Source organism: Planktothrix tepida PCC 9214, assembly GCF_900009145.1.
GTDB lineage: Bacteria > Cyanobacteriota > Cyanobacteriia > Cyanobacteriales > Microcoleaceae > Planktothrix > Planktothrix tepida.
In genome coordinates this window covers 223,657-242,834 of sequence record NZ_LN889802.1, presented here as the reverse complement: position 1 = coordinate 242,834, position 19,178 = coordinate 223,657, and the positions used below count along the sequence as shown (strand labels likewise).

At 38.4% G+C, this 19,178-nt stretch carries 17 protein-coding genes and 1 CRISPR repeat array; of the genes, 12 read left to right on the top strand and 5 right to left on the bottom strand.

All coding sequences use genetic code 11. The annotated features are described in order from the left end of the window. Positions 1-504 precede the first annotated feature (504 nt). The 8 genes from PL9214_RS15280 (at position 505) to PL9214_RS15245 (ending at position 8,335) form a co-directional block, all read left to right on the top strand. Entirely contained in the window at positions 505-1,605 is a 1,101-nt protein-coding gene (locus PL9214_RS15280) for an ABC transporter ATP-binding protein (RefSeq protein WP_072719642.1), read from the top strand. Between the two features lie 5 nt (positions 1,606-1,610). After that, entirely contained in the window at positions 1,611-2,411 is an 801-nt protein-coding gene (locus PL9214_RS15275; RefSeq protein WP_072719641.1) for an ABC transporter permease, read from the top strand. Positions 2,412-2,473: 62 nt separating this feature from the next. Next, complete coding sequence (locus PL9214_RS15270) at positions 2,474-4,099, top strand: GldG family protein (RefSeq protein WP_072719640.1); 1,626 nt, start codon at positions 2,474-2,476, stop codon at positions 4,097-4,099. A 56-nt stretch (positions 4,100-4,155) separates the two neighbouring features. Then, positions 4,156-4,821, top strand: coding sequence for a DUF4340 domain-containing protein (locus PL9214_RS15265; RefSeq protein WP_072719639.1), 666 nt, complete (start codon positions 4,156-4,158; stop codon positions 4,819-4,821). Positions 4,822-4,922: 101 nt separating this feature from the next. After that, positions 4,923-5,435 (top strand): CVNH domain-containing protein, encoded by a 513-nt coding sequence (locus PL9214_RS15260; protein WP_083580043.1) that lies wholly within the window; start codon positions 4,923-4,925, stop codon positions 5,433-5,435. 243 nt (positions 5,436-5,678) lie between these two features. Then, entirely contained in the window at positions 5,679-6,719 is a 1,041-nt protein-coding gene (locus PL9214_RS15255) for a DUF2891 domain-containing protein (protein WP_072719638.1), read from the top strand. Positions 6,720-6,763: 44 nt separating this feature from the next. Beyond that, positions 6,764-7,801, top strand: a complete 1,038-nt coding sequence (gene galT / locus PL9214_RS15250; protein ID WP_281250337.1) for a galactose-1-phosphate uridylyltransferase — start codon at positions 6,764-6,766, stop codon at positions 7,799-7,801. Between the two features lie 225 nt (positions 7,802-8,026). Then, complete coding sequence (locus PL9214_RS15245; RefSeq protein ID WP_072719636.1) at positions 8,027-8,335, top strand: hypothetical protein; 309 nt, start codon at positions 8,027-8,029, stop codon at positions 8,333-8,335. A 46-nt stretch (positions 8,336-8,381) separates the two neighbouring features. Here PL9214_RS15245 and PL9214_RS15240 read toward each other — a convergent pair whose 3' ends face one another. From PL9214_RS15240 to PL9214_RS15230, 3 genes are all read right to left on the bottom strand, one after another. Further along, positions 8,382-10,322 (bottom strand): ABC-F family ATP-binding cassette domain-containing protein, encoded by a 1,941-nt coding sequence (locus PL9214_RS15240; protein ID WP_072719635.1) that lies wholly within the window; start codon positions 10,320-10,322, stop codon positions 8,382-8,384. 207 nt (positions 10,323-10,529) lie between these two features. Beyond that, a complete protein-coding gene (locus PL9214_RS15235) occupies positions 10,530-11,387 on the bottom strand; it encodes a prohibitin family protein (RefSeq protein ID WP_072720063.1) in 858 nt (285 codons plus the stop codon). Positions 11,388-11,481: 94 nt separating this feature from the next. Beyond that, entirely contained in the window at positions 11,482-12,993 is a 1,512-nt protein-coding gene (locus PL9214_RS15230) for a family 10 glycosylhydrolase (protein WP_072719634.1), read from the bottom strand. Positions 12,994-13,184: 191 nt separating this feature from the next. Beyond that, positions 13,185-13,880: direct repeats of the CRISPR family, unit length 37 nt; unit sequence GTTTCAATCCCTGAAAGGGATTAATGGCTATTATAAC. A 490-nt stretch (positions 13,881-14,370) separates the two neighbouring features. On the opposite strand from PL9214_RS15230, the gene PL9214_RS15225 reads away from it, so the two are divergent. Then, positions 14,371-14,754, top strand: coding sequence for a hypothetical protein (locus tag PL9214_RS15225; RefSeq protein ID WP_139295064.1), 384 nt, complete (start codon positions 14,371-14,373; stop codon positions 14,752-14,754). Continuing rightward, positions 14,751-15,689: an SPFH domain-containing protein gene (locus PL9214_RS15220; protein WP_072719632.1), complete on the top strand. Its 939-nt coding sequence runs from the start codon at positions 14,751-14,753 to the stop codon at positions 15,687-15,689. Before PL9214_RS15225 ends, PL9214_RS15220 begins: the two co-directional genes overlap by 4 nt. 17 nt (positions 15,690-15,706) lie before the next feature. Here the strand turns inward: PL9214_RS15220 and PL9214_RS15215 are convergent, their stop codons facing one another. After that, the gene (locus PL9214_RS15215) at positions 15,707-17,635 is read right to left on the bottom strand and encodes a PP2C family protein-serine/threonine phosphatase (RefSeq protein WP_072719631.1); all 1,929 of its coding nucleotides are present in this window, start codon (positions 17,633-17,635) and stop codon (positions 15,707-15,709) included. A 186-nt stretch (positions 17,636-17,821) separates the two neighbouring features. Between PL9214_RS15215 and PL9214_RS15210 the strand changes: the two genes are divergently transcribed. Then, positions 17,822-18,499, top strand: a complete 678-nt coding sequence (locus tag PL9214_RS15210; RefSeq protein ID WP_072720062.1) for an SDR family oxidoreductase — start codon at positions 17,822-17,824, stop codon at positions 18,497-18,499. Positions 18,500-18,528: 29 nt separating this feature from the next. On the opposite strand, the gene PL9214_RS15205 is transcribed toward PL9214_RS15210, so the two are convergent. Next, positions 18,529-19,014 (bottom strand): hypothetical protein, encoded by a 486-nt coding sequence (locus tag PL9214_RS15205; protein ID WP_245824257.1) that lies wholly within the window; start codon positions 19,012-19,014, stop codon positions 18,529-18,531. 4 nt (positions 19,015-19,018) lie between these two features. Here PL9214_RS15205 and petN point away from each other — a divergent pair, with 4 nt between their 5' ends. Beyond that, positions 19,019-19,108: a cytochrome b6-f complex subunit PetN gene (petN, locus tag PL9214_RS32715; RefSeq protein WP_071782645.1), complete on the top strand. Its 90-nt coding sequence runs from the start codon at positions 19,019-19,021 to the stop codon at positions 19,106-19,108. Positions 19,109-19,178 lie beyond the last annotated feature (70 nt).

Below are 19,178 nucleotides of genomic sequence, written 5' to 3'. Positions count from 1 at the left end.
TTTTGAAGAATCTGTTTTTTTGGCTCTAAAACTTGTTTCTCAAAGTTTTAGAATTTTTTGCTTTTTCAGAAAGTTTGTGTTAAACTCCCCGATTAAGAAGAAATTCTTAAAGACGAGATATACAGAATGTGCTAACTTGGCTTTCAAACTCTTAAGTTGTCCAGGTTCGGCGTGCCGTCTTTGTTTTTCGACACTCTTATTAATCTAACAGCCTTTCTTGGCTGTGTCAACCCCTTTGGGGGATTTTTTGCATTTGTAATATTTATAAAGTAGAGTATTTTGCATAAATTTAAATTATATATACCTCAAACACTGATACAGCTTGAATTACAGTTCATACTGATCTGTTAAAAGTTCTTATATATATAGATATAACTTGAGGATAGAGCCGTTGAATCTTTTAGAGATAGGTTTTAATGGGTGCGTTAGTCCTGAAGGATTTATGTCTGTGTCTGAGGATGCCCATTTCAAGCTAAAGTAAGAAACGTTGCTCTATCGGTCAGCATGATTGAAGTTGAGAAGTTGTGTAAAACCTATGGTTCTACTGTGGCGCTGCGGGATGTTTCCTTTGCGGTGGAACCTGGGGCAATTTTGGGATTTTTAGGGCCTAATGGGGCGGGCAAAACAACCACCCTGCGAATTTTATCAGCCTATCTTCCCGCAACGAGTGGAACGGCAAGAATTGCTGGGTTTGATGTCCACGAACAATCAATGGATGTGCGACAACGAATTGGATATTTACCAGAAAATCCGCCGTTATATCCTGATATGACGGTTGAAGGATATTTGCATTTTGTCGCACAGATTAAACGAGTTGTCGCTGGTGATCGCAAAACCAATGTAGAAACGGCGATGGCAAAATGTGGATTATTAGAACGACGAAAATCTTTAATTCGGAAATTATCAAAAGGTTATCGACAACGGGTCGGAATTGCTCAAGCTATTGTTCATGATCCGCCTGTGATTGTATTAGATGAACCAACGGTAGGGCTAGATCCCCGGCAAATTATTGAAGTCCGTAATTTAATTAAAAGTTTAGCGGGAAGCCATACGATTGTTTTATCAACTCATATTTTACCGGAAGTAAGTATGACTTGTAGCCAAGTTGCCATTATTAATCGAGGTCAAATTGTGGCAACGGGAACACCAGAAACCCTGATGGAACAGTTAACTGGGGGATCAGGATATGAAGTAGAAGTTGAGGGGGAAATCACGTCTGAAAAATTAGTTACCTTAAACCAGATCTCCGGGGTGAAAGTTGTTGAGCAACTCAAAATTTCAGAGGGAAGCAATCGAGAACAGTTAAGGCTAAGTTGTGAACTGGATCAAGAACCTGCGCCTGAAATTCTTGCAGCTTTATTTGCCTTAGATTTAAAAGTGTATGAACTGCGACGAACTCGCGCCACTTTAGAAGATGTATTTTTAGAGTTAACGACCCAAAATCCGCCTCAAAAAACTGAGTTTATAACAGACACAAACTCAGATATGATAACGGATACAGAAACAGAGGAAGACCTGGCTTCAGAACCGGAAAATCAGGAATCTGAAAGACGAGAAGATACTGACTTTCAACCCGAAAATTTAACATCTGACTCGGATAAATAATAATTATGTTAGTGATTCTGAACAATATTCTGGCAATTTATCGGAAAGAGTTACAGGGGTATTTTGCCTCTCCCTTAGCCTATGCCATTGCAGGAGTTTTTTGGCTGATTACGGGTTACTTTTTTATTGCGATTTTATTGGGGCCAGATGGGTTAATTCAACAGGTTGCTTATCGAGATCAAATGGGAATGACTGACCCACCAATTGATTTACCTTATGAATTTTTACAAGTCTATTTGCGATTAATTGGAACGTTATCTTTATTCGTATTACCGATGTTATCAATGGGATTATATGCGGAAGAACGCAAACGGGGAACCTTAGAACTATTAGCCACTTCTCCCCTAACAAATTGGGTAGTAGCAACCGGAAAATTATTGGGGGTACTGACCTTTTATTTCACGATGATTTTACCATTGATGGGATTAGAAGCGTTAGCGTTAAGTGCTTCTAACCCGCCTCTTGCGCCGCAGGTATTTCTCTTGGCTCATCTAGGGTTAATTTTATTTGCGGCGGGGGTTTTATCCTTGGGAATGTTTATTTCTTCTTTAACGGATAGCACAATTTTATCGGCTGTATTTACCTTTGCCCTAATTTTATTTTTATGGGTTATAGACTTAATTGGAAGCAGTGTAGGGGGAATTTTGGGAGAAGGGTTAAAATATTTATCTCTAATTTCCAGCTACACCAACTTTATTCGAGGAATTGTTGATAGTAGTAGCATTATTCTATTAGCTAGTTATATTATTGTCGGAATATTTCTAACAGCCCAATCTATTGATGCGTTACGCTTCCAACGAAGTTAATAATCAGCTACCTTTTGAATCTAAATCTATCAAAGTTTTTTATCCTAACTCTTGATTAAATTATGAAAAAAAAACAATTCAAAATCAATAGTAAACTCATTCCCTTTCTATTTTGGCTGGGGCCGTGTCTAATGGTGATGGGGATATCGGCGGGTGTAGTTATGGGAAGCTGGGAACCGATTTCCTTAATTTTAATCATTACGGGAGTGGTATTTTTAGGCTTATGGTTTTTGTTCCAAGCTTATTTTAAACCCCAGGATAAATCTCAAACACCTTATTGGAGTCGTCGCTCTACCCAAGCCGGAACAAATGCTTTAGCTTCTACAATTTCTGTCTTGGTTATTTTAGGACTCATTAATTTCATTGCCATTAGAAATAACTGGCGAATTGATTTAACGGAAAATCAACAATTTACGTTATCTCCACAAACCCAAACTTTAGTAAAAAGCTTTAAAAAACCTGTGAAAGTTTGGGTTTTTGACCGAGGAGAAAATCCTCAAACCCAAGAATTATTAGTCAGTTATGAACGCATTGGCGGCAAAAATTTTCAATATGAATTTGTAGACCCCCAAGCTAAACCGGGGCTGGCTCAACAATTTGGAGTACAAGAATTTGGAGAAATTTATTTACAATCGGGAGAAAAACGTCAACGAGTCAGAAAAGAAGCGTTAGAACCGTTAACAGAAATAAAACTAACGAATAATCTTGAACAATTAGTCAGTAACCGCGCCCCAAAAGTTTATTTTCTGCAAGGTCATGGGGAACGGCCTTTAACCGAAGGACAAGGCGGATTATCAGAGGCTTTAAATAGTTTAAAAGAAAAGAATTTTATAGCAGAACCGATAAATTTAGCCGAAAAAACAGCAGTTCCAACGGATGCGGATGTGATTATTGTTGCTAGTCCTCAACGGAAATTATTTGAAGGAGAAGTCAAAGCATTAGAAGCTTATTTAGACCAAGGTGGCTCTATTTTATTAATGTTAGACCCACAAACCAATCATGGTTTAGATGATTTATTAGAAAAATGGGGCGTTAAAGTTGATACTCGCCTTGCTATTGATGGGTCAGGAAGTGGGCGTTTAGTAGGGTTAGGGCCTACGGTTCCGATTGTGCGAGAATATGGTCAACATCCGATTACGCAAGATTTTGGCAATGGCATTTCCATTTATCCCTACGCTAGTCCCGTTGAAACTCGCACCATTGATGGAATTACGGAAAGTCCGTTAATTTGGACAAATGATCAAACTTGGGCTGAAAGTGACCTGAAGAGTCCCCAACTTCAGCTTAACCCAGGAGTTGACCGACAAGGCCCCCTATCTCTAGGGGTAGCGTTAAGTCGTACCCCAAAAAAAGCTGAGGATGCGACTAATAAACCATCACCAAGTCCAACACCGACATCCCAGCCCACCCCGGAAAAACCTGAAGCGCGGTTAGTGGTGTTTGGAAATTCACAATTTGCAACCAATGGATGGTTTGGTCAACAACTCAATGGAGACGTGTTTCTAAATTCAGTGAGTTGGTTAAGCAAGTCTGACCAAGAAACGTTATCCATTCGCCCCAAATTACCCACCAGTCGTCGCCTTGCTATAACTCCAACTTTAGGACAAACTCTCAGTTGGTTAGGGTTAGTCATTTTACCCCTATTTGGATTTGGAATGGCTGTGTTTTTGTGGTGGAAAAGACGGTAAATCTAGGTGTAGAAACCCCGTTTCTGGTTGAAAAGTAGTTTAATGCTGAATTGGTTATGAAATTTCAACGTTCAACTTTAATTTTAATGACTTTAGCCCTAGGTTTAGCAGGGTTTGTTTATGTGTTTGAAATTCGAGGAAAAACACAGCAGGAAGAAATCCAAGCCAAACAACAAAAAATATTTTCCTTTGGTAAGGATGAAATTCAATCTTTTACGGTGACAACTCCTCAACAAATCATTACTGTGGAACGAGTTACGAATGCCGATGAGTTAAAAAAATCCCCTTGGAAAATTACAACCCCAACACAATTTTTAGCAAACCCTGCTTCAGTAGATTATCTTTTGATGGAATTATTAAAAAATCAAAGCATCCCCTCTGACCCTCATTCGGGAATTCAAAAGTTAACCGTTTCACCCGATAAAATCAAGGATTATGGGTTAGATACCGTAACCGATAAAATAGATATCAAACTCAAGAACAATACAACTTATCAATTACGATTAGGAAAAAAAGATTTTCAAGGAAAGTCTTTATATGCTCAAATTAACTCACCTCAACCTACACCAAAAGATATCACAGTTTTAGTCATTTCTGATGAGATTTTATCGGCAATGAACCGTTCCCTGGAAGATTGGAAACTTCCCCCAGAAACGCCTAAAGTTCCTCAACAAAGTCAAACACAAACTCAAACTCCAAACCCGTCAGCAACCCCTAAATAACGAATTTGTGCTGCGTTCTCGCTACAAAATCTTTGACCAAATGGTGCTAGCACCCTGACAATTAGTTTCTCCTGGGTACTTCAGGTGATTGAGAGAAATTTATGGCAGCGATCGCTGATCGTCTTGTAAACTTAGAGAAGATGTTAATTTTTCAGAGGGAAAGTATGAAAATTTTATCTTTGTGGGTAAAAGTAATCATTACCTTTATCTTAGCCGTTGTTCTAGGCTTCAATGTATGGGGTGGTCAGGCATGGGCAATTGGTGAATTTAGTAATACCTGTACAGATATTACTGTTTCGAGTGGTACAGATATGGCAAGTTTAGGAAAAGCAATTCTCTCAGCAAACTGCGAGAAAATGAACGGTTCTTATCAGCAAACAACGCTGGAATTAAATCCATATCTTGAAAATAATCGCGAAGGAATTCTATCTTGGAAACAAGAAAACTTAGGACGGCAAGCATTAATTAATTGTTACGACTTGACTGTATCTGATCAGGGGGTACTTCAAGGGATGTGTTTCAATTTATCCAAAAAAATGAGTTCAGATGTGGAAACATCAATTAACTTGAATGAACATATTGCCAATATTGATGGCAGCCTCAAATATGAATAAGATCACAAAGTTTCCCTAAATTTTGTGTCTGTTTAACCTTAACTTTCATCTTCAGTTGTGGGTTAAGGTTAAGAGGGATTGCCAATTTTAAGTCAGATTAAGAGCAATGACTGAAAGTGTCGGTAAATATACGGATATAGAGTTAAGTTTAATATTTATTAATTATTATTGCAATTTAGTCAACTGCCCAATATAACTGATATTTATATCATATTTATGAGTTAAAATCCCATTTTCAAACCCGTGAATTTAAACCCTGAAACCTTTTCTTTAGAAGTTGCTAATCGCTTTGCTGAATTCGGCTTGAAATGTACCCTTCAAGAATATCCTCATGTTCAGTGTTACTGGTTAGAAAGTGATGCTGATTTGATTCCTCCTCGAAAACTCAATCCGGCTTTTTATGGCTGTTTAGATTGGCATTCTGCGGTTCATAATCATTGGATGTTAACCCGATTAATTCGATATTTTCCAGAAGCAGATTTTGTTACCCCCGCTAGAGAAATTTTAACTCAAAATCTCACACCTGAAAATATTAGAATTGAAGCAGAGTTTTTAAAGTCTCAACCTCGATTTGAATGTCCCTATGGGTTAGTTTGGTTTTTACAATTAATAGCAGAATTAACCGAATGGAACGACAACCAAGCTAAATGTTTATTGGAAGATTTAGCACCATTAGAAACCGTTGTCGTGAATAATCTGCGAAATTGGTTAAATACTTTAACCCATCCTAATCGCACCGGATTACACAATCAAACTGCCTTTGCATTAGGATTAATGTTAGATTGGGCAACGATTACGGATCAGGAAAACCTCTTAGATGAAGTTGAATATAAAGTTCAAAAATTCTATAGCCAAGATCACAATTATTCCTTGCATTGCGAACCCTTGGGTTATGATTTTCTTTCTCCGTGTTTAGCAGAAGCAGACTTAATGCGACGGGTGCTTCCGGCTGTCGAATTTAGCGAATGGTTAACTCTTTTTTTACCCGAACTTCCCCTTGACTTGAAAACGGACTGGCTTTATCCGATTACTCTGGAAAATACTGAAGATTACGGACAATCCCATTTTGATGGGTTAAACTTAAGTCGGGCATGGATGTTAGACGGGATTATCTCAGGCTTATTTCCAGAAGATAACCGAATTCCTGCTTTAAAAGCTGTGGCAAATCTTCATCGCCAAGTCGGTTTAAATCCTTTATCAGGAAATTCCTATGGGGGAAGTCATTGGTTAGGGAGTTTTGCTGTTTATCTAGGGACAAAACGAGGACTAACTCTACCTAATTAAATCATTCTCTCTGTTCCTCCTTTTATATTCAGCCTTTTCAATTCATTTTTGATAATATGACTGAACTCAGACAAAATTTAATTACAAGAGATTGGGTGATTATTGCCACTGAACGGGCTAAACGACCCGATGAATTTTCTAAGCCTGAAATGTCTCTCACCCCTATTCCTCACTATCGTTCTAACTGTCCCTTTTGTGCTGGGAATGAACCGTTAACAGGAGGTCGAGAAATGTTAAGGTTATCGAATGATTTAGAATGGCGAGTCCGCGTTGTTTCTAATAAATATCCCGCTTTATCTCCTGAAGGTGAAAGAGTCCGAGAAACTGACGGTATTTTTAGAGCTTTATCAGGGTTTGGATTTCATGAAGTTGTGATTGAACATCCTCGCCATGATTTAACAATGGCATTAATGGAAATTAACGATTTAGCCAATATTATTCGAGTTTATCGCAAACGCTATGCTGATATTCGCCTAGATTCTCGTGTGGAAACTATTATTATCTTTAAAAATCATGGTCGAGGTGCGGGAACTTCCTTAGAACATCCGCACTCTCAAATTGCCGCCATTCCCATTGTTCCCTATCAATGGAGAGATCGTGCACGGGAAGCAATTCGCTATTATGATGATACGGGAGAATGTATTTTTTGCCGAACTTTAGCAGAGGAATTACAAGCACAAGAACGAATTATTTTTACCAGTGAACATTTTGTGGCGTTTATTCCTTATGCCGCTCTTTCACCGTTTCATACTTGGATTTTTCCCCGTCGCCATACGTCTTCCTTTGATGAAATTACCGAAGTGGAAATTTTAGATTTAGCTAAAACTTTAAAAACTGTCCTAGCCAAACTTTACTATGGGTTAAATAATCCTGATTATAACTATACCATTCGTTCAATCCCGACTGCTGAACAACGTACCGATTATTCCCATTGGTATATTGCTTTAATTCCCAGAGTTTCTTTATCCGCCGGATTTGAACTCGGCAGTGGAATGTATATTAATACGGCTTTACCTGAAGAAAGTGCTGCATTTTTACGTTCGATTGAAATTCCCCCATATTCTATTTTTAATAAAAACTAATTTTTTTTAACGGGCTTTAAAAGCAGCTAAACTCTAAACTTAACTCTATAATAAGATAGAAAAATATCTGAGGTTATCAGCCTATGGATAGAAGCTTAATTTCCCCCTTTTCATAGAGACTTTTGCGGAAAATAACCGTTATATTATAAAGATAAACCTTTTTAGCAGGGTGTATTTCATTTAAAAGGAATACTCTTTAATCATCCCACAAAGAGGGAGGTTGATATGACTCATAAAGTGAATTGCCCCTATAAAAATCATGAAGGTCTTCAAAAACTTCCCTGTGACTTTCTACCCCATCCCTACAACAAAAACGTGATGTTTTGTCAAAGTTGTGGCGGGAATGAATATGATATTCGAGAGATTGGAGAAAAATCCGCTAGCTCTAAACAGAAATCCTCCGAAGATTCATTCTGGCCGTTGATGGGAGTGATTTTGGTATTATTAATAGGATTAATTCGGGTGGCAAGTCAACCTAAAACCATTGATACCAATCTTAATCCCTCAGCCCCCATCGAACAAAGCCGTTTATAGCTTAATTTACAGGAGTAAAGGTAATTAAAATTATCTCTACCTTTTGTTAGTTAGAAGAAGCAATTTCTGCTAATTCTAGCCACCGTTCTGTGGCATTATCAATCTCTTGGGTAATGGTTTCTACTTGTTGATGTAAGTCTTGAACTTTAGAAACCGCCCCCGGAGGTGCATGATATAATTGCTGTTCTAACTCTATTTTTTTCGCTTCTAACTCAGCAATTTTTGTCTCTAACTTTTCATATTCTCGCCGTTCTTTAGACGATAATTTCCGTTGTCCACTTTTATCCCAAGAATACCGTTGAGATTTATCAGACTCTATTCCTGCATCTTTCAGTTTTTCTTCAACTTTTACCGTCTGGCGACTTAACTCTAATTCCTCGGATTTTTTATAATCTAAATAAACCGAATAATTCCCTGGATATTGTCGTAAAATCCCCCCAGATTCAAAGGAAAAAATTGTTTCAACGGTTCGGTCTAAAAAATAACGGTCGTGGGAAACCACTATCACACAGCCATTAAAATCCTCTAAATAATCTTCTAAAACCGATAAAGTTTGCACATCTAAATCATTCGTGGGTTCATCCAAAATTAATACATTCGGCGCACTCATTAATACTCGTAATAAAAATAACCGTCGTTTTTCACCTCCCGAAAGTTTGTTTAATGGTGAATATTGTTGATTGGGAGGAAACAAAAACCGTTCTAACATTTGAGAGGCGGTAATTTGGGTTCCATCGGCGGTTTTAACGTATTCAGCTACTTCTTTTAAATAATCAATTACACGCTGGTTTTCATTCATGGCGGCTAACAAATCTTCGGAATGTTGGTCAAAATAACCGATATGAATCGTTGACCCTATTTCTAATATTCCGCTATCCGGTTGGACTCGACCTGTAATCATATCTAATAACGTTGATTTTCCGACTCCATTTCCCCCAATAATTCCTAAACGGTCATCGGGATTAAAACTATAGGTAAACTCTTGAATTAAAACCCGATTATCATAGGATTTAGAAACGTTATTTAATTCAATTACCTTTTTCCCAATCCGACGACCTGGAGTTGAAATTTCCACTTTCCCCTGAATTTGTTTAAACTCCGTTTCTTGCATTCCTTCGATGCGTTGAATTCGAGCTTTTTGTTTGGTACTTCTGGCTTTTGGCCCTCGCTTCAACCATTCTAATTCTCGGCGTAAAACTCCCCGATGTTTGCGTTGTTGACTTACAGCAATATCCTCGGCTTCTGCTTTCTTTTCTAAAAAATAAGAATAATTCCCTGAATAGGTAAATAAGTCCCCTCGGTCTAATTCTAAAATTCGATTCGTTACTTGGTCTAAAAAATAACGGTCATGGGTAATTAAAAGTAAAGCACCACGATAATTTTTCAAGTAATCTTGCAACCATTCAACGGACATTGCATCTAAATGGTTAGTCGGTTCATCCATTAATAAAACATCCGGTTCAACTAATAACGCTGTTGCTAAAGCAATGCGTTTGCGATATCCCCCGGATAACTGACGAATAGGTGTGTCAAAATCTTCAATGCCTAATTTTGTTAAAATAATTTTAGCTCGGTTTTCTAATTCCCAAGCGTTGGTTGCATCCATTTTTTGAGTCACTTGGGAAAATCGCGTTAAGAGTTGAGAATCTTCAGGATGTTTTGCTAATTTATGAGATAAATCTTCATATTCTTGAATTAAGTGCATTTGTTCGCCACTATCGGCAAAAATTTGTTCTAAAACCGTGCGATTTTCATCTAAATTCGGTTGTTGCGGTAAATAGATGACTTTAGCTCTAGGGTTCACCCAAAGTTGCCCCCCATCAATGGGTTCCTGTCCAGCAATCATTTTTAATAAGGTTGATTTTCCTGACCCATTGGTTCCAATTAAACCGACTTTATCCGTTGCATCTAAACTAAAGTTAGCTTCTCTGAGAATTTCTTTGGTTCCAAATTCTTTTTTAACAGATTGTAATGTAAAGATAGACATGATTTTTAATTCTTTAAAATATAGAAATTAGGTAAATCTGATATGATTATACTCTAATTATTCTTCAAGTTGTATTAAACTAACGCCAAAAGCTCCGAAATTTATTTGGGGCGTAAGTAAGGGCGAGGTCACCTCGCCCCTACAGATGGTCTAAAAAAATTTACCTAAAAAACTGATTAGTTCATTTTCTTAGGATTTTTTTAACCCTTATTCATAACCCATTTCTGGGAGATTTCCTAAATTAAATAAAAACGGCACCATACTTTTATTATCCCCATTCAAAATCAACACTTTTGGCATTTGGGCTCCTCCCTTTTCCCAAGCTTCAATAGCTTCTTTTTGTAAGACTAATTGTCCCCCTGTGGCTTTCAATGTTTCTGCTAATAATCGTTGAGCTTCCGCCGTTCCTTTTGCCCGATTAATATCAGCTTGAGCTTGTTGTTCTGCTTCTTTCGCAATATAAACTGCCCGTCTTGCTCGTTGTTCAGCAATTTGTTTTTCTTCAACCGCTTTGGCAAATTCAGGAGAAAAAGCCAAATCAACCACACTGGTATCTAAGACAATAATTCCATATTTATCTAATCGTTCATTCAGTGCTTCATCAAAGTCTGATTTCAATAATTCCCGTTGCGTAATTGCTTCTTCAATGGTTCGTTTTGCTGCTGCAATTTTAAAAGATTCTTGGGTTTGGGGAGCAACTACTTTAGAAACAACATTTTGTAACGTTCCCTGTTCTCGTCTAATTCTGACGACTTGTACCGGGTCAAGCCTAAAGTTAATGGCAAAACTCGCCGATAACTGTTGTAAATCCTTTGTAGAACTTTGGGCAGGTACTTCAAATTTCTGCACCGTTAAATCATAAATGTCAACATTAGAAACTAAGGGAGGTTTAAAATGAATTCCTTCTAATAATACCCCATCTTGCGCTTTTCCTAAAATACTCAATACTCCTGCTTGACCAGGGTTAACAATAACAAAGGAATTGACAGAGATTAACGCCAATATTGCTAATGCAATTCCTAAAATAATACTGGTTAAACCTGTTTGAGGTTCTGCTCTTTTCATAATGTTCACTCTAATTGATAAATTCATTATAGCGGGATTTATCCAATATGAACTACAATCAGTCATTTTGTAGAGCTAATTATCTTAATCCTTATCATTTACAGAATTTTCGTTGTCGAGTTTCTTCCAAATCTTGCCAATCATAACCATAATGACTAAACGCATTAATTTGAGGAATCATTGCAGAAATATTCACCATTTGCTGTTCTAAAGAAGGGCGATTTTTTATGGATTTTCCCCAGTCTCCGGCTAAAGCGGGAATCACTTGAGTTCCTGGGGGAGCTTGCTGAATAACTTGCTGAACTTGTGCTGTAATACAGTTCGTTTCCCCACACACTGCATAGGACATGGGATGCCATTCAATTGAGGGTGAAAATTGATCCCAAGGCTGCATTCGGGAGTCAAACCCCATGGCTCCTATTTTACGATTTCCTTCAGGAAAAAACACGGCTCCCGCAGGAATTCCTTGGCTTTGAACAGGTTGAGTTACGGTTGCTAAAAAGTCTAAAACTCCCTGTCTAGCATGGGCAACACTTAACCGCCATAATTGTAATTGTAATGTTTCTCCCAGTTTAGGAACAGAAGCTAAAGTTTTCCACTGTTTCTCATCAGGCCAATAAGGTTTATCTTTTTCATCAGGGTATTTTTCTGTCACCGCTTTTACATCATTTTCAGTAATAAATCCTTGCTGTATAAATCGCTGCATTAAGTCTTTGCCTTTTTGACTACTGGCTCGATTTAAAAATGCTTGTTGAGACGCTTCTCCATAAATCCATAAATCTTTTACTTTGGTCGCAACGGATTCTCCTCCTAACCCTTTGGGATAGCGGACATAATCAAATAAAACGCCATCTGGACGACGTTGTAAAATAGCATTTAATAAGGTCAAATAATCTTGTCTAGCAGTGGGATGATAGGGATCAACAAACCCTTGATTGACAAAACTTTCGCCATATTCGTCGATTTTCGTTTGATCAATGACTGCTGTTGTTGTTGTTTCTCCCTTACCATTACGAGCTAAAACAGTTTGTTTATCGGGTTTTAAAGTATAAGTATAACCATAATTTAACATAAACATCCAAGCATAAACTTTTAAGCCCCGTTGTCTACCTTTTTGGATGGTTTCTGCTAATAAATCGCGGTTTTCCATTCCTGGCGATCGCATTGCTGATAGCCAAGCAGTGGGATTTTTACTAGCAGGTAACAACACTTGACCATCATAAAATACTTCTAAATAAACTTTGTTATAGCCTTGATTAATAATATTATCTAAAATCCGCTCAATTTCTCCGGGTCGAGCATCACAGGGATATAATCGTAACCATATCGCTTGAGTTTTGGGGTTAATTCGTTGACGACATTGATTGACTTGTTGAGCGTGTTGAATTAAAATGGTATTATAGTTTTGAATACCCTGGGCATCTCCGGTTAATGCGGTTTGTCGTAAACTTTCTTTTTGAGCGATCGCTTGCGGAGATAATTTACAATAAGCTAAAGTTTGAGAACGAGCGACAGACGCTAACAGGAAAGGATTCAAGGAAAAAGTTATCAAGAAACTCAATAACAATCTGGAAAAATGCTGTTGATGAATCATTAAACTAAACATAAATTATTACAGGATTTCACTATATTAAATGATTCACAACATTCTTAAACAGATCAGTGGAAAAGAGGGATGTTGGCTCTTCCCCATTCCCCATTCCCCATTCCCCATTCCCCATTCCCCATTCCCCATTCCCCATTCCCTATTCCCTATTTCAAGATTCCCTATTGACTGATAACTGAGTCCGGGCGGTGAAATCCATCCCTGAAAGGGATTAATGGCTATTATAACGATTCAGGTTTAGATTGCTGCTTATTAGTCCATAGGTGTTTCAATCCCTGAAAGGGATTAATGGCTATTATAACTTCAATTGAATACTTTAGTTAATTACATTGAAAAGTTTCAATCCCTGAAAGGGATTAATGGCTATTATAACTACCGGAAAACTGAACCTTCATTACTTTGGTAAAGAAGTTTCAATCCCTGAAAGGGATTAATGGCTATTATAACCGATAATCAAGATAAAGATTAGTGCAGTATTTCCAGGTTTCAATCCCTGAAAGGGATTAATGGCTATTATAACTGAACCAAAGGAAATCGCTTTTAATGTTAAATACTGTTTCAATCCCTGAAAGGGATTAATGGCTATTATAACTTGAGGTAGGCATTCAAACCCACATTAAGACTTATGTTTCAATCCCTGAAAGGGATTAATGGCTATTATAACTCCGCCGCGTATTGGACAACCGAGAGGAAATCATCGTTTCAATCCCTGAAAGGGATTAATGGCTATTATAACATTATGATCAACATATTAATTAAATCTCAAAATTAAGTTTCAATCCCTGAAAGGGATTAATGGCTATTATAACTTTACCCCCAATCCTGGTGTCGGATATTGAATTAATTTGAGGTTTCAATCCCTGAAAGGGATTAATGGCTATTATAACCGCAGGCTTTTGAAACCCTTAATTTATGAAGTTTTCGAGGTTCGATTGCGCCAACGTGATCTAAATATACCATTTCAGCCATTGACGTAACAAGGGGTAAAAAGAAAAATATCCTAAAATCCCTTTCCCATAAGACTTTCAGAACTTGCGCCAACCCCTTAATCAAGTAGATAGGCTTCAAACCCAGAATAGACAAAGATTTCAGCCCTAAATTTTACCTTCCTTGTTCCCAACACCTATCAGTTGTCGCTAGTAGAAGCCAAAAGATTGATCAAATTAAGTTTGTTTTCAATAGCGATCGCAAATTTCCCGATTCTATCTCGTTATAGCAAACCATAATCACTTGTCAACAGCGTTTAAACAGTACGGTTATCCCCCAAGAAAGGGTTTAGGAAAGACAACATATAATATTAGTATGGTTTCCAAAAATTAAGCCATCGTGAAATAGTCCAGATAAACAATCAAATCTGTTATTATATAGGAGGGGATTTTGAGAACTAATCCTCTAAAAAAATGGTTAGTCATTGGAATGATAGAAGTTTTTATTTCTCTATTCTTAATTGCAATGGCTCCTCATTTTTTAAACTCTAATCTACCAATGATTGGCTTTTTAATGTGGCTTTTCGTTTTTATCCTATTAAGCAGTTCAGGAGTTTATAGCTTATTAAAGATAGGGCAAGCTTCTCAAGCAAAAAAAGTATTTATTTCTTACTTTCCTGAATATAAAAAATTAAAAATCTGGGATTTTATCGAATTATCTCCAACTTCAATTCAGGAAAAAATAGAAATATATCAAACCTTAAAAAATGATCCTGATTGTTCTCAATTAAATTTTTCACCCCTTGATTTATTACAGGGAGCTAAAAAGCGATGAAATTCACCCGTTTTTCATCTATTCTATTCACCACTCTTTTAGGAACCAGTTTAAGTTCCTGTGGTATTGTTCCAGGAACCAGTGTCACCACTGTTGAACCGGGTTACGCTGGGTTAAAAATTCAACTTTATGGCGGAGAAAAAGGCATCGAAAACGCCAAAGTAGTTACAGGAAGAGTGTGGTATAATGGTTATACAGAAGAAGTTGTAGTTTTCCCTACATTTATTAATACCTATCCCTTTACTCAAGCTGCAACCGAGGGTTCACCGACGGATGAATCCGTGGTATTTTCAGTCGGAGGGAGTCCCGTTTCTGCGGATGTCGGAGTTTCCTTTGGATTTAGTACAGAAGCTCTTTCAGGAACAACAAAAACCAAACTTCATCAATTTTATGAAACCTACCGAAAAACCCCTGAGCAATTTCGAGCTAATGAGTTAAGAAATGGGTTAAGAAATTGTTTTGGAGAAGTCGCAGAAAATCAGAAATTAACGCCAGCCATGTTACCGATGAATCAACAAAAATTAGTGAATGGTGTGAGAGATTGTACCCAAAAGCGGTTTACAATTATTGTTGTTCAAGATATTTCTTTATTGAATCCTCTACGTTTACCACCTGAAATTCAAAAGAGTATTGATGAACAATTTGCGGCGCAACAAGCGGCTCAAACGGCTGAATCTAATCGTCGTAAAGTCGAAGCAGAAGCTGCATCTAATGTTGCTAAAGCTAAAGGAGAAGCTCAAGTCACCATTGAACAAGCCAGAGCCGAAGCAGAATCAAACCGTTTATTAGCCAATTCCATTACCCCCCAATTATTAGAATTAGAACGTTTAAGAGTAGAACGAGTCAGGGTGGAAAAATGGAATGGTCAACAAGCGAATATTATTCAAACCCCTAATGTGCAGTTAGGAAGTGGAACGCCTGGGGGAACACCATAATTAAGTTAGAATCAGAACTAACGTTTATTGGTGGGTTTTGGTTGTTCAGGAATTGATTTGAGTTGAGATTGACTAACTTGCCACCAAATCGCAAAACCTGCGGATATTACTATAGCAAATAAACTCAGAATAAAGGCAACTTCCTTCCATTTGGAGGGAGGTTTTGGTGTGGGTTGAATTTCTGGTTCAGGAATAGATTCACCATATAATAAAACTTTGGATGCTTCCGTTGGTTCTGTTTCGAGGGGTTCTGGTTTTGTGGATAACGGGATGGTTTCTACTAACACTAATTTTTGAGGAGAAACCCCACAATACGTTAAAACAACGGAAACATTATCATGACCATTTTTGTCATTAGCAACATCAATCCATCCTTGCACAGCAGATTCTAAAGATTGTTCTCCATTTAACACCGAAGCGGAAAAATCTTGCCAACATTGTTCCACTCGTTGATTATCACTTAATCCATCGGAACATAATAATAATAATCCGTCTTCTTCAATAATAAATCGTTGCACCATAGGGCGTAAAAATTCCGCTTCCCGGGTTCCTAACGCTTGGGTTAAAGCACCGGAACCAGAGCGTTGAGCAGCATCCCAATATAAAGAGCGACCATGACGGATTTCTCGATTTATCACGTCATCATCAAGGGTTAATTGTTGACAGGAATTCTGGGTTATCCAATAAGCTCGACTATCCCCAACATTAACAATATAAAGTTCATGGCAATTATTCAATTCAACTCCCTCTGGGGTTTTGACTTTTTGGGGGAGTTGCAACGCCATGACTAAGGTTGTTCCCATCCGTTGTCTAAATTCTCGTCCCTGTTGATTATTTTGTGCCGCAATTACATTATTAACAACGCGGGCAATTTCTTGCAATTGTTCCATAATTAATTCCGGCGGTGCTAACTCTTCTTGAGCATAAATTTCCGCCATTAAACTATGAATTAACGGTTTAACAGATTGTACCGCTAATTGACTGGCTACCTCGCCCCCGTCATGACCCCCCACACCATCACAAACAATACTTAAATTAGGAATTAATTTATCATTGGGATAAATATAAAGATTCCGTACATCGTGAAGATTCGGATAACAACTATCCTCATTATGGGAACGTTTAATCCCCACATCGGTTAAGCCCATGACCGCTAAATGTAAGGGTAATTGAGCCGCTTGTTCCATTAATAAGTGATTCAGTTGACTCGCCACTTCTTTTAACGAGTCTTCCTGATGACGCAGCAATTGATGCAGGGTTTGTAACCGATATTGGATGGTGGGATGGGCGGTTTCAATAAACGCTGTCCAAGACTCGGCTAAATCTCGTTGGGTCGGTTGAACTTTACCTTGATGCAGTTCTCGCAACCGCACCCGCCATCCATCTACTCGTAAATTATCTTTGACTAATAAACTATAGGAGGCACCTTGTTCAGTTAACGGTGTCCATAATTGCAGCATTTGCCATAACCAATACACCTGACGCACCGGGTTCGTTTTTGGCCATGCTTCTACTAACGTCGGTAACAATTGACCCCGACTATCAACGGGAATGTTATCTAATAATAAAGTTTCCGTTGCTTCTGGGGGAATTCCCAAGGGATACACCCCAAACACCCCAGGAATATGGAGTCGATGGGGATGTAAGTATAAATAGGACAAAATTGACTCCGAGAGCATATCGGGCAAAATCGGCGGAGCTCCGGGTTTGGTATCTAACCAAACTTGCGGAAAGGTTACATAATAGCGATTTCCCACTAACTGACCCGGTTGAATTTGATTCGCCCCGGCACCCGTCGCCCACAAATATCGATAGGTTAGGGGAGTTTGACAAGCTTCACAAATGTGATTTCCTAACGAGTTACGCGGTTGGGGACAGGCGGGATTTGTACAATGGATAGGCGGCGGCGCCGAAGTGCTAATTTGAAATAATTTTTGTAAGGACACGGCTAGAACTGTTAATAGGGGGACTTAATCGTACAAGGATTCATAATATAAAACGATTGTAGCTTTTATTGATTTATCAGAGGGTTTTCCCTCAACATCTTTGATTGGGTGTAGTCGTTGGTCACGTTAGCACAACCATCTTGTAGATTGATAGATAATAAAGAATTGATGGAATTTTTAACAGCCATGAACACGGAATCTTATATTTTTGTCGCTGGTGCGAGTCGAGGTGTCGGACGAGAAGTGGTGAACTGCTTACGAAACCAACAGCAAAACGTGAAAGCATTGTTAAGAACACCGGACACTCGCCCCGAATTGGAAGCAATGGGGGTACAAGTGGTCATGGGGGATGCGTTAGAGATAACAGCCGTTGAACAGGCACTATTAGGCCCAGAACCCATTTCCGCCGTGATTAGTACCATTGGCGGTTTACCCAAAGAGGGAGAGAGGGCTGATTATTTAGGAAATAAAAATTTAATTGATGCGGCGGTGAAAGCGGGGGTCAGGAAGTTTATTTTAGTGTCTTCGATTGGGAGTGGGGAGAGTGTGGTGGCTTTACCGCCCCAAGCGTTGGAAACCTTAAAATCGGTTTTGGTGGAAAAGGAAAAAGCAGAACAACATTTAATTAATAGTGGGCTGACTTACACCATTATTCGTCCGGGGGGGTTAAAGTCTGAACCCGCAACGGGAAATGGGATATTAACGGAAAATTACCGAGTTGCAGGTATCATTCATCGGGGGGATGTGGGTCAGTTGGTCTGTGATTGTTTATTTTCAGATTTAGCAAATGGTAAGATTTTGTCAGCCATTGACGGCAATATGACCTATGGAGAACCGGATTTTGAGGTTTTGAATTTAAGTTAAAATTGGCAACCGGGAATAGGGGGAAAAGTTTAACAAAAGGGTTTAATCCAACCTTTTTGTAAGGCTTTATCTAAGATTAATCCCGCTATTCCAAATAATAATAAACTTTCGCCAGCTACAATAACTATTTGTTCCAGGGAAGTTTGGGTTTTAAGTTGGATGTCAATTTCTGCCAAGCCGCGAACCAGTCCAAAGGCAAAAATTCCTCCTAATTTTAATTGCGGGTTATTGTCACCCCGAATAATATATCGATAGGTGACACCAAATAAAAACCCGCTAACTCCTGCGATGGGGACGGAAAACCAAACATTAATCGGTTGTCCCCAAAGCCACAGGTTAAGGCTACTGAGGAGAATATGAGTCAGTCCGACACAAAATCCGGCTAAAAGACCTCCCTTGAGAGATTCTAACCGTTCGGTCGCCGTAAAATTTGAGGAGGAGTTTAGATTCACGCGATCGCTCCGTTTCAAGTTATGATCTACAGTGCAGTTATTTTGCAACGTTTTTTTTAACATTACTATGGATATTGTCTCACTGGGCTGGGTTTCGCTGTTAGTGCTGTTTACTTTTTCAATTTCAATGGTTGTTTGGGCTCGTAACGGATTCTAACATTGATTCCTTCTCTAACCCTTACCAAAATCTGTAGAGACGTGCCATGGCGCGTCTCTCTAAATTATGG